This is a genomic window from Sphingobacterium hungaricum, assembly GCF_015210005.1.
Lineage (GTDB): Bacteria > Bacteroidota > Bacteroidia > Sphingobacteriales > Sphingobacteriaceae > Sphingobacterium > Sphingobacterium hungaricum.
This window is the reverse complement of sequence record NZ_MU158698.1, coordinates 589,100-600,989: the sequence shown is the minus strand read 5'-3', so window position 1 is coordinate 600,989 and position 11,890 is coordinate 589,100. Positions and strand designations below refer to the sequence as shown.

At 38.5% G+C, this 11,890-nt stretch carries 11 protein-coding genes; 4 read left to right on the top strand and 7 right to left on the bottom strand.

Annotated features, from left to right (window positions below):
* Positions 1–3: 3 nt before the first annotated feature.
* Complete coding sequence (locus C4F49_RS05825; protein WP_196934941.1) at positions 4–558, bottom strand: LemA family protein; 555 nt, start codon at positions 556–558, stop codon at positions 4–6.
* Between the two features lie 279 nt (positions 559–837).
* Between C4F49_RS05825 and C4F49_RS05820 the strand changes: the two genes are divergently transcribed.
* The 3 genes from C4F49_RS05820 (at position 838) to C4F49_RS05810 (ending at position 2,689) form a co-directional block, all read left to right on the top strand.
* Positions 838–1,695: an SDR family oxidoreductase gene (locus tag C4F49_RS05820; protein WP_196934940.1), complete on the top strand. Its 858-nt coding sequence runs from the start codon at positions 838–840 to the stop codon at positions 1,693–1,695.
* A gap of 1 nt (position 1,696) precedes the next feature.
* On the top strand, positions 1,697–1,876 hold the full coding sequence (locus tag C4F49_RS05815; RefSeq protein ID WP_196934939.1) for a putative quinol monooxygenase: 180 nt from the start codon (positions 1,697–1,699) through the stop codon (positions 1,874–1,876).
* A 303-nt stretch (positions 1,877–2,179) separates the two neighbouring features.
* Positions 2,180–2,689 carry a hypothetical protein gene (locus C4F49_RS05810; protein ID WP_196934938.1) on the top strand — a complete coding sequence of 170 codons (510 nt, stop codon included), beginning with the start codon at positions 2,180–2,182 and terminating at the stop codon, positions 2,687–2,689.
* Positions 2,690–3,161: 472 nt separating this feature from the next.
* On the opposite strand, the gene C4F49_RS05805 is transcribed toward C4F49_RS05810, so the two are convergent.
* From C4F49_RS05805 to C4F49_RS05790, 4 genes are all read right to left on the bottom strand, one after another.
* A complete protein-coding gene (locus C4F49_RS05805) occupies positions 3,162–3,461 on the bottom strand; it encodes a GIY-YIG nuclease family protein (protein ID WP_196934937.1) in 300 nt (99 codons plus the stop codon).
* Between the two features lie 8 nt (positions 3,462–3,469).
* Positions 3,470–3,649, bottom strand: coding sequence for a hypothetical protein (locus C4F49_RS05800; RefSeq protein WP_196934936.1), 180 nt, complete (start codon positions 3,647–3,649; stop codon positions 3,470–3,472).
* Between the two features lie 241 nt (positions 3,650–3,890).
* Positions 3,891–4,343 carry a GtrA family protein gene (locus C4F49_RS05795; RefSeq protein ID WP_196934935.1) on the bottom strand — a complete coding sequence of 151 codons (453 nt, stop codon included), beginning with the start codon at positions 4,341–4,343 and terminating at the stop codon, positions 3,891–3,893.
* Between the two features lie 70 nt (positions 4,344–4,413).
* Positions 4,414–7,026 (bottom strand): valine--tRNA ligase, encoded by a 2,613-nt coding sequence (locus C4F49_RS05790; RefSeq protein WP_196934934.1) that lies wholly within the window; start codon positions 7,024–7,026, stop codon positions 4,414–4,416.
* Positions 7,027–7,468: 442 nt separating this feature from the next.
* On the opposite strand from C4F49_RS05790, the gene C4F49_RS05785 reads away from it, so the two are divergent.
* Positions 7,469–9,397, top strand: coding sequence for an LTA synthase family protein (locus C4F49_RS05785; protein WP_196934933.1), 1,929 nt, complete (start codon positions 7,469–7,471; stop codon positions 9,395–9,397).
* Here C4F49_RS05785 and C4F49_RS05780 read toward each other — a convergent pair.
* Positions 9,394–10,341, bottom strand: a complete 948-nt coding sequence (locus tag C4F49_RS05780; RefSeq protein ID WP_196934932.1) for a hypothetical protein — start codon at positions 10,339–10,341, stop codon at positions 9,394–9,396. The two genes, C4F49_RS05785 and C4F49_RS05780, sit on opposite strands and share 4 nt — an antisense overlap.
* A gap of 246 nt (positions 10,342–10,587) precedes the next feature.
* Positions 10,588–11,832, bottom strand: coding sequence for a 2-oxoglutarate dehydrogenase complex dihydrolipoyllysine-residue succinyltransferase (gene odhB, locus C4F49_RS05775; RefSeq protein WP_196934931.1), 1,245 nt, complete (start codon positions 11,830–11,832; stop codon positions 10,588–10,590).
* Between the last annotated feature and the right edge of the window lie 58 nt (positions 11,833–11,890).

Here is an 11,890-nt window from a genome sequence, read left to right as displayed (position 1 = left end):
CGATTAAAATTTAACGTTGGGTACTTCGCGTTCAGCTGGATTGTCGAGTTCAAAGAAAGCTGCATTTTCAAATTTGAACATGCTCGCGATGATGTTGCTAGGAAAGGATTCCACCAACGTGTTATTCTCACGTACGGTTCCGTTATAATATCTTCTTGATTTTTCAATGTCGTTTTCCACAGCAGTAAGCTCATTTTGTAACTGCTGAAAGTTTGTATTTGCTTTTAAGTCTGGATATTGCTCCGCAACAGCAAATAAATTCATCATCGCCTGGTTCAGGTTTTTTTCTGCTGCTTCTTTTGCTTCCAAAGACTTTGCGCCAACGGCTTGCGTCCTTGCCTGCGTCACGCTATCCAAGGTTTCGCGCTCATGCGTAGCATATCCTTTGACGGTTTCGACCAAATTAGGAATAAGGTCATGACGTTTTTTAAGCATCACGTCAATGCTGCTCCAAGCTTCTTGTACTAAGTTTCTCAACTTAATTAATCGGTTGTAAATCGAAACCCCATAAAAGAAAAAGATTACGATTAGGGCACTGATTAGTAGGATAGCTATCATACGCTGTGGTTTTATGTTGAAATTAAAACTACTGATTTTTTAAATAGGATAACAGGTTTTTTGAGTAAAAGTTTTCTCGTGTGTAATGAATGCTATTCATTCGCAAGCGGAAAAGCAGGATGAAATTCGGAATCAGTAGCAAAAGGAGAGCTATTTTCTCAGGTTAAGCGAAATAAATTTTCTGTTAACTCGTTTTATTTCGAACAATCATGTGTTCTATCTGTTAATAAATTAAGTTTTAGTAAATTTTAATTCATTAAACACCAATTAAACAAGATGATGAAAAAGAAAAAGATTTTGATTACGGGTACGGGTTCTGGATTTGCAAAAGATGCGGCGATTCGGCTTGCGGAATTAGGCCATACCGTGATAGCCACTGTTGAAATAATGTCTCAGGTCAGTGTTTTAGAACAAGAGTTACGAGATAAAAAATTAAAGATAACGGTAGAAAAGCTTGATGTTACTTCGGAAATCGATCGTAAAAAAGCTTTTGAACACGATATCGATATATTGATCAGCAATGCGGGGATTAGTGAGGGCGGAGCAGTTGTCGACCTGCCGGAAGAAAATATCCGTAGGCAGTTTGAGGTCAATGTTTTTGGAACGATCTTCTTGATTCAAGGCTTTGCGAAGCATTTTGTGAAAAAGAAAAAAGGGCGCATCATTAGCATATCATCTATTGCAGGATTGTCTGTTGCTCCGTTTACAGGGGCCTATTCGGCATCTAAACATGCTTTGGAAGCGTTCTCGGAAGCTATGTATAAAGAGTTAAGAGAGTTTGGAGTGGAAGTGTGTACGATCAATCCGGGGCCATACCTAACTGGTTTTAACGACCGCATGTTCGAAGCTCCATCGTATTGGAAAAAAGATAAGAAGGAGAATGTTTTTGATTATGATAAAATTAATTTCCCCGATTACCAATTCAATCCAGACGAAGTTGTGGAAAAAATCATTGCAGTAGCTACAGATAAAATAACAACCTATCGGAATGTATTGCCTGATCCAAAAGTTACAGCAGTAAAAGACGAAGAAAGCGAGTCATGGACAAGGGATTATACAAAAGATTTGGGCAAACGGCATAAAGCAGTGCAGATGGCCTATAAGATGAAACCTGGAACAAAAGTTAAAGGTTATTAATATGGAATATGTTGTAATCGTCGAATTTTTGGTTTTCCCTGCTTATCGAAAAGAATTTTATGATTTGCTGGTATGGGAAGCTAAAGCTATGACTGAGAAAGAAAAGGGCACCTTACATGTGACGACCATGCTCGATGGCGGGGATCCGAATCGGTTTGTCAATTTATGCTTCAAAGGATGATTTTGCGAAGCATAACAAAGGAAAAATATGTAAGGAATTTTTTCAAAAAGGAGATGCTATGATTTCAAGAGGCGCGGTTATTTTATTTAAAGGGCCAAGATTAGCAAGTGGAAATACCTACGCTTTTGAAGCTCTTGCTCCTAATAAAGAAATTGCTGATTTCGATCGGTAAATTTTGGGTGATTTTTTGGAAATAGATGCCTTCGGGCATCTATTTTTTTTAGTCAATATTTTCTATGTTCCTTATTTTTGTTTGGTCTACTGTAAATTTGAATGGTTACCTTTAAACTTAAGTTGAAAAACATGGACAAAATTTTTCTCATAAAATTATTTTCATTCGTGCTTTTAGGTGCCACATTTGTCAGTTGCAATTCTGTTCCTACAAAAGAAATTTCAGCTACGCTGGATAGCATTTATTTATTTCAAGCTGATTTTAGAACAGTTGATAAAAAATTGATAACAAAAGAACTTGCTGAACTGATTGATTCTGTGAAGACCAAGGAGGAGCAAGAAACAGAGGAGATGCTGTTAAGTGAGCATCCAACAGATAAGCCGTCTATTATTGAAGGTGATTTGCTGACCAGCCTGTATGAAGGCCAGAACCGTTATCACATTGCAGAGCTTTCTAACGATGCCGATTCTGCTGTGTTGCTAGTTAATTTTGAACAGACTGGCTATAATGAAAAATGGCAAGATACCTTAATCTTCAAAAATGAGCATGGCTGGAAGCTGGATAATGTACTTTACAACAATAAATATACAGATCAATATTCAATGCAAAATGTGTTGATAAATTATTTAAAATCGGAATAGAATTCGCTTGTCTTCTTCGTTGTACCGACCACGATGCTTTCCGCGTCATGCCGGATTTATTTCGGCATCTCATCTCACCCAACAAAGTTCATATTTAAATATAAAGGTCCTGAAACAAGTTCAGGATGACGTGAGGGAAATGATTTGCTGCTGACTTTCCATGTCATCCCGACCACGAAGTCTTTCCGCGTCATGCCGAATTTATTTCGGCATCTCGTCCAATGACCAAAGTTCATATTTAAATATAAAGGTCCTGAAACAAGTTCAGGATGACGTGAGGGAAATGATTTGCTGCTGACTTTCCATGTCATCCCGACCACGAAGTAGCTGCGAAGCAAATTTATTTCGGCATCTCATCTTATCCAACCGAAGTTTATGTTCAAGTATAAAGATCCTGAACCAAGTTCAGGATGACGGGGGGGAAGTAAAAGTTGAAAACACACAATTTACTATATTGAGAAAATCTATAGGGTCAAAAGTTTTTAGTTTCTTCCCATAAATCTAAAAATCTCGGATTGCTTTCTTTAATTAAATTAATCTTCCAGTCTCTATGCCAATTTTTTAGTTGTTTTTCTTTTTCAATAGCTTCTTCTATTCTGGTAAAAGAGGAATACCACACTAATTTAAAGCATTTGTATTTGCTGGTAAAGCTTTTTGGATATTTTGAATGCTTATGTTCATAAACTCGGGAATATAAATCAGAAGTAACGCCTATATAGAATGTCGTATTATTCTTATTCGTCATGATGTATACATATCCTCCGTAAACCATATATAAATTTAATCATCAAATGAGATATTTAAAATAGGGAATACAATTTTATTCTGCGTCATCCCGACCGCGAAGTCTTTCCGCGTCATTCCAACCACAGGGCTTCCTCCTTCATGCTGACCATGAAGTCTTTCCGCGTCATGCCGACCACGCAGTAGCTGCGAAGCAAATTTATTTCGGCATCTCATCTCACCCGAGCAAAGTTTATAAATAATTATAAAGATCCTGAAATAAGTTCAGGATGACGGGAGGGGAATAATTTTCCAACCGCGAAGTCTTTCCACGTCATGCCGACCACGAAGTAGCTGCGAAGCAAATTTATTTCGGCATCTCATCTCATCCAACCAAATTTTATGCTTAAATATAAAGATCCTGAACCAAGTTCAGGATGACGGGACGTACCGAATATATGAAACGTGAACTCTAAACCTACTTTATCGGTACGGTTTTAAAGGTGAAGCGCTTCTGCATCGAAAAACTATAAAGGGTGACCAGGCAAGTCGTTAAAATCTGTGATGGTGTTGGATACCAGCCAAATAAATCAACAAATAATTTTAGGAGTATATAATTAATCACGATTGATCCCATGCAGGCAATGAAATAGCGGTACATGCTTTTGCCCATGTTGTCGGTTTTGTATTTAAAGACAAAATAGTAATTGAAGAAATAGCCCATAAAAAACGTGAATGGGAATGTGCTCAGGAGGGAAAAGATATGCGGGCTGATTGTTAGAAAATCAAATATTTCAACATTCTCTTTCTCAATGATATAGTTGTAATTCACGAAGTAGATCACCCAGCCAATAAAAATATTCAGTGAACCGAAGAATAGGTACTTTATTGTCTCGTTTGACAATTTCTGTTTCAGTAAATCAATGTTCATTAGATTTATGGGTTTAGGTAAAAAAAATATTCGGCATGTTTGTCTTTACATGCCGAATAGTATCGTGCTTTTATAAGCTAGCTAAGCTTTCTTCTAAAATTTTAATCTTAGTTTCTGCATCCGCCTTCTTGTTTTGTTCGTTCTGAACAACTTCAGGTTTTGCATTCTGAACAAAACGTTCGTTGGATAATTTTTTGTCTACCGACACTAAAAATCCATTGAGGTATTCAATTTCTTTTGAAATCCGTTCGCGCTCTGCGTCAACATCAATGTTATCTTCCAACGCGACATAACATTCTTCTTTGCCAGCAAGGAAACTAACTGCTCCAGTGATTTTTTCCCGAACAAAGGTTAAGGTAGAGATATTTGCCAGTTTTATTAAACTGTCTTGGTATTTCGTAAAATCAATAAAGGTCGCATTAATCGCCAAAGGCAATGCCACTTTAGGCGAAATCTGTTTCGTGTTCCGAATGTTCCGAACTTCTGAAATAATCTGCTGAACGATTTCGAATTCTTTAATAATCGTTTCATCAAACGGCTTTACTTCTGGAAATTGAGCAACGATCACACAGTCTTTCTCGTCGCGCGAACCAAATAAATCTTCATGCCATAATTCTTCCGTCAGGAATGGCATAAAAGGATGAGCCAATGCCAAAATTTGTTGAAAGAATTTTTTGGCCGTTTCTAATGTTTCTGACTCGATTGGGCTTTGGTAAGCCGGTTTGATCAGCTCTAAGTACCAAGCACAGTAGTCATCCCAGATTAATTTATAGGTGCTCATCAACGCATCGGACAAACGGTAATTTTTGAAATGCTCGTCAATTTCAGCAACAGCCTGATTGAAGCGATTTTCGAACCATTTAGCTGCTGTTTGCTGTGCATCCGTCGAAGGCGCATCAACAACTTCCCAACCATTTACCAGTCGGAATGCATTCCATATCTTGTTCGCAAAATTACGTCCCTGTTCGCAATAGGATTCGTCAAACATCAAGTCATTTCCGGCAGGGGAGGACAATAACATTCCCACACGTACGCCATCTGTGCCGTACTTGCCCATCAACTCAATTGGATCAGGAGAATTTCCTAAGGATTTAGACATCTTGCGACCTAACTTATCCCGAACAATCCCTGTTAAGTATACATTTTGGAAAGGTGCTTTGCCTGTATAATCATGTCCCATGATAATCATCCGGGCAACCCAGAAAAATAAAATTTCAGGGGCCGTAACCAGATCATTCGTTGGATAATAGTATTGGAAATCTTTGTTTTCTGGATTACGTACGCCGTCGAATACCGACATTGGCCAAAGGCCAGACGAAAACCAAGTATCTAGAACATCTTCTTCCTGTTTGATGCCTTCAAAAGATTTGCCTTCTTGCTTGAACTGAGCGATTGCTTCTGCTTCCGTTTTGGCAACGACCCATTCCCTGTGCTCGTTATACCAAGCTGGAATGCGGTGCCCCCACCATAACTGACGAGAGATACACCAATCCTTCACATTCTCCATCCAATGTTTGTAAGAAGATGTGAATTTTTCGGGAATCAATTTTATTTCACCGCTTTGGACATAATCCAGTGCGGGTTTTGACAGATTTTCCATTTTGCAAAACCATTGCATCGATAATTTCGGTTCGATGGCAGCGTCAGTGCGTTCAGAAAAACCAACTTGAGATTTGTAATCTTCAACTTTATCTAATTGCTCAACTTCTTCTAAAAGTTTAGCGATTTTTTTGCGGGCGATAAAACGGTCTTCGCCAATCAAAATTTCAGCTTTTTCGTTTAAAGACCCGTCATCATTTAAAATATCAATTACTTGTAGATTATGTTTTACGCCAAGCTCATAATCATTTAAGTCATGTGCAGGAGTAACTTTCAAACAGCCAGTTCCGAATTCCATTTCGACATAGGTGTCTTCAATAATCGGAATTTCGCGGTTGATCAATGGAACTAAAACCGTTTTTCCCTTCAAATGGCTGTAGCGTTCATCATTCGGATTGATACATATAGCTGCATCTGCCATGATGGTTTCAGGACGCGTGGTGGCGATGGTCAAAAACTCCGAGCTGCCTTTAATCTGGTACTTGATGTAATATAGTTTCTGATTAACCTCTTTACGGATTACTTCTTCGTCAGAAACGGCCGTTTTACCTTGAGGATCCCAATTCACCATTCGGATACCGCGGTAGATATAGCCCTCTTTATAAAATTTAATAAAGGTGTCAATCACAGCTTCGGATAAATCCGGATCCATTGTGAATTTAGTACGTTCCCAATCGCATGAAGCGCCAAGTTTTTCCAGTTGCGAAAGGATAATACCGCCATATTTTTCTTTCCATTCCCAGGCATAGCCCAAAAACTCATCACGGGTCAAGGATTTTTTGTCAATTCCTTTTTCTTTTAATAGCGCAACAACTTTTGCTTCGGTTGCAATCGAAGCGTGGTCGGTTCCTGGTACCCAACATGCATTTTTTCCTTGCATACGTGCGCGACGAATCAATACATCTTGGATGGTATTGTTCAGCATATGGCCCATGTGAAGCACGCCTGTGACGTTTGGCGGAGGCATAACAATTGTGTAGGGCTCTCTATCATCGGGAGTAGAACGGAAGAATCCGTTATCTTTCCAATAGGAATACCATTTGTTTTCTGCTTCTTTAGGACTGTATGTCTTCGCTATACTCATATTTATTACTTAGAAAAAATCGAAGGTCAAAAATACGCAATTCTATTGATTTTGCCTTATTTATAGGGTAACAAAATAATATTTGAAGGCGTTTTCTCAGCTTTTGGAAAGGTATGCTAAGAATTTTAAAGCCAAGAAGTAGCAGAGAAAATATGCGCTATTTTTTGAGAGGAAGCAATTGTATTTCCGCTGGATCTAAGCTCCTGTGTTACTATACCCGACAACGATCAATTTATTCGCATAAACCTGTCTTCTGAAAGAGAGAGAACTGATTTGATAAAGAATCGGGAAAAGTCAGCTCAATGTAGAATATGCTATAAATAAATTAACCACATTAATAAATTGTTAACTTTCGATACATGTGTTGTAATTTAAAATGCAAAAACACTGTATATTTGTTGTTTATATTACAATAATTTAATTTTAAAACAACAAATCGTTAATGTTTAAAAATAAATTTCGAGGCACGCTTGGGATTTTCTACGCCTTGATGATCAGGTTTGCGCTTTTGTTACTGATTTATTCAGCGATGCGAGTGGGATTCTTTTTATTTAACCGATCCTTATTCCCTCATGTATCTGCGACTGAACTGTGGCTGATGATGTTGGGTGGGATTAAGTTTGATCTTGTAGCGCTATTGTACATCAATGCGCCTTATATCTTGTTGATGATTTTGCCTATTCCTTGGAAATACACGGTGACTTATCAGCAGATTGCCAAATGGATATTTATCATCACCAATAGCTTTGGCTTTGCATTAAACTTAATTGATTACGCTTATTTTCCTTTTACGTTAAAGCGAACCACCGGCACAGTTTTTCAGCAGTTCTCTAACGAAACAAACTTGCTTGTTTTGGTGAAGGATTTTTTGATTGATTATTGGTATTTGCTAGCTGTTTTTATTCTGCTGATGTATGCTTTCATTAAGGTTTATGATACGATTCAGGTTAAGTCCATTCGCTTCAATGCTAAAATCGTTGCCATCCATTTTGGAATTATGCTTTTTGTTGCATTTATGTTCGTCGGTGGTGTCCGCGGAGGATGGGCGCATAGTACGCGTCCGATTACGCTTAGTAATGCCGGCGATTATGTCAAGAGTCCAGAAGAAATTCCGATCGTCTTGAACACACCTTTTAGTATGCTGAAGACTTTGGGTGCTGTTAACCTGCAACCTATTCATTATTTCAGTGAACCAGAATTAGAAAAAATCTATCCTGTGGTTCATCAGCCTGCTTCAAGAGAACCATTTAAAGATTTAAATGTGGTGGTGCTTATTTTGGAAAGTTTTGGAAAAGAGCATGTAGGTGCATTAAACACGGATATACAGAATGGACAATATAAAGGATACACGCCATTCTTGGATTCTTTAATTGATCAGGCTTATACATTCTCGCATACTTATGCGAACGGGCGCAAGTCAATTGATGCCTTGCCTTCGATTATTTCTGGAATCCCTTCGATGGGCGAGCCTTTTGTTCTTTCTGTTTATTCAGGGAATACGATGACTTCGCTTCCAAGCATTCTGGCGGATAAAGGTTATCAGACTGCATTTTTTCATGGTGCGCCAAACGGCAGTATGGGCTTCTCCGCGTATACAAAGCTGGCCGGTGTACAGCAGTATTTTGGTAAGAATGAATACAACAACGATAAAGATTTTGATGGGATTTGGGGGATTTGGGATGAACCCTTTTTGCAATTCACTGCAAAAAAAATAAATACATTCAAGCAACCATTTTTCGCTGGATTCTTTTCACTTTCTTCACATCACCCCTTTAAAGTTCCGGAAAAATATGCCGGAAAATTCCCGAAAGGGCCTTTGGAAGTTCAAGAGCCGGTTGGTTATACCGATTTGGCGCTTAAAGAATTTTTTGAAACTGCCAAATCAATGCCTTGGTACGAAAATACGTTGTTTGTTATCTGTGCTGACCATGCGACGGTAAGTTATTTGCCAGAATATAAAACTGCGCCGAATGCTTTTGCTATCCCTATTGTTTTTTATTACCCCGGAGGTGAATTAAAAGGCAAATCCGATAGGCTGGTTCAGCAGATTGATATTTTGCCTACGGTATTGAATTATATGAATTATGATAAGCCATATGTCGCGTTTGGTTTTGATGCATTTTCTAATCAAAAGAATAATTTTGTAATCAATAGTACAGGGGATGTGTACAACATGCATTATAAAGAATATTACATGACCTATGACGGTGCTGTTCCGAATTCTTTTTATGACCTGAAGAAAGATCCTTTGATGAAAGCTAACCTGCTAAATGCAAGTCCTCTGGTTTTGGATACGATGACGACGAATATGAAAGCATTTGTTCAGCAATACAACAACCGAATGATTAACAATAAATTGGCAATCCCTTAAGTTTTTGTTTTTTTAGATAACTTATTGCCGATTGTGTAGCGAAGAATAAATTGTTGCTGATTGTCGACTACTCCTTCGGAGAAATGGAATGCGACCGTGAATCGACCTTCTAGGTTTTTGTAGCGAAATGGAATCCATCCTAAATCCAATCGGTTGTATTGTTTCGAAGTATAAAACACATCACCATAAGGAATAGCTAATGATTGTCCTTTATAAAATGTGTTGCGGACAAAAACTTTAAACTTTTCAGCATAAACTTCCGCGAGCACGCCCCTGGGAAATCGCCAGTCATACACATACCGAAGGCGATCAAAGTTGAGTATGCCTCCTGCCTGAACGGTCAGCGAATCTAGCCAAACACGCTTCGATAGATTTAGTCCGAGATGTGCGGAAACCGCTCCATTGTCGCGGATATTATCTCCCTCAAACTCTTCCATTGCCTTGGCATTATGCCAAAGAATCGCGTAGTGTTTGAAATAAAGTATCGGCGTAATGTTGAAATTTCCAGATAAACCGACTTTAAATTGTTCACGCTCAGTCACTGTTTGACGGCTATTCCAATCAATCCACAATTGTTGGAAAAATCGCTTATTCTGATACCTAAACAACATACCTTCCACGTTGGGCTGGTAATAATTGATGGTGTCGGATAATATAGCTAATGGAAAATCTTCAACGTAGGTATGTCGAGGGAATGCACCAATATTAAATTCTAGACCTTTATTTTTGTATTGATAGTATAGTGTCGCTCGGAGTGAGTTTTCAAAATTTCGGGAACCAAATTCTTGAAGGTAGCTTGCGCCACCTACGATGCGGTGTATGCTATCGATGACGACGCCGACTTCTGGAGAAATGCGCGCTCCGAAAATCGTTTGCGGATATCGGTTGGATTTGGAGTATTCGCGGTTATCCGCAAAACCATGAAAGCCAACTTTCCAGTCCACTTGTTGTGCGTATGTTGAAGCACTTGTTATTAAAAAAAAGAAAAGGCAAAGTTTTTTAATCTTTAACAACATGTAAACGTTTTTGTCATTTTTTTCAAAGGGTTTAAGAGATTTCAAATGTAACTAATTCGTCAGGGAAATTTAAATTTCATTTAAAAAAGTGATATTAAGTTTTACTCCAAAAAAAGAACGCTGCAAAATTAAATAAATTATGCAGCGTTTCTCTATTTTTAACTTAAGATTAAATTAGACCTCCAATAATAATCTAGCAGGGTCTTCTAGTAATTGTTTTACACGAACCAAGAAACTTACCGATTCACGTCCGTCGATAATGCGGTGATCATACGATAACGCAACATACATCATTGGGCGAATAACTACCTGGCCATTTTCAGCAATTGGACGCTGAATAATGTTGTGCATTCCTAAAATAGCTGATTGAGGAGCATTGATAATCGGAGTAGACATCATCGAACCGAAAACTCCACCATTGGTAATCGTGAACGTTCCGCCAGTCATTTCGTCGATTGTCAATTTATTGTCTTTCGCTTTTCCAGCTAATTCAGCGATTGCTTTTTCAATGCCATACAAAGGCAATGATTCAGCATTGCGAATAATTGGAACAACCAATCCTTTAGGCGCAGAAACTGCGATGGAAATATCGACGAAATCAGAATAAACAATTTCATTTTCTTCTATGCGCGCATTGACAGCAGGCCATTCTTTCAAAGCTGTAGTTACAGCTTTTGTGAAGAAGGACATAAATCCAAGGCCGATTCCGTGTTTTTCTTTAAAAGTATCTTTGTATTTAGCGCGTAAGTCCATGATCGGCTGCATGTTCACTTCATTAAATGTAGTCAACATCGCTGTTTCATTTTTTACTGCCACTAATCGTTTAGCAATTGTTTTGCGCAAAGAAGTCATTTTCTCACGGCGTTCGTTGCGCTCACCTGGATTAGAAACTGCAGCAGCAGCTTTAGGAGCTTCCGCTTTTGCTTGAGGTTTTGCAGCAGCTTGAACTTGCGCTTTCTCCGCATCTTCTTTTGTGATGCGTCCGTCTTTGCCTGTTCCTTTGATCGAAGAAGCATCGATTCCTTTTTCTCTCAATATTTTCGCGGCAGCAGGAGAAGCAGTTCCGGCAGCGTATGAGCTTTCGTCTTCACTAGCTTCTTGTTTCGCTGGAGCGCTTGTTTCAGCTTTCGCTGTATCTTCTTTCGGAGCTTCTTTTGATTCAGCTTTATCGCCTGAAGGCGCTTCACCATCTTCGATTGTACAAACAACAGCGCCAATTTCCAATGTATCACCTTCCTGAGCAATGATTTTTAAAATTCCGGCTTTTTCAGCTGGCAATTCAAATGTTGCTTTATCGGATTCTAATTCAGCAATGTTTTCATCCATTTCCACATAATCACCATCTTGCTTCAACCATTGTGCAAGGGTAACTTCTGTAATTGATTCTCCTACGGTAGGTACTTTAATTTCTAAGCTCATAGCTATATTTATTTTTTACAAACAGTGATATCTTTTTGAAGATAATAATGTTTTTTAG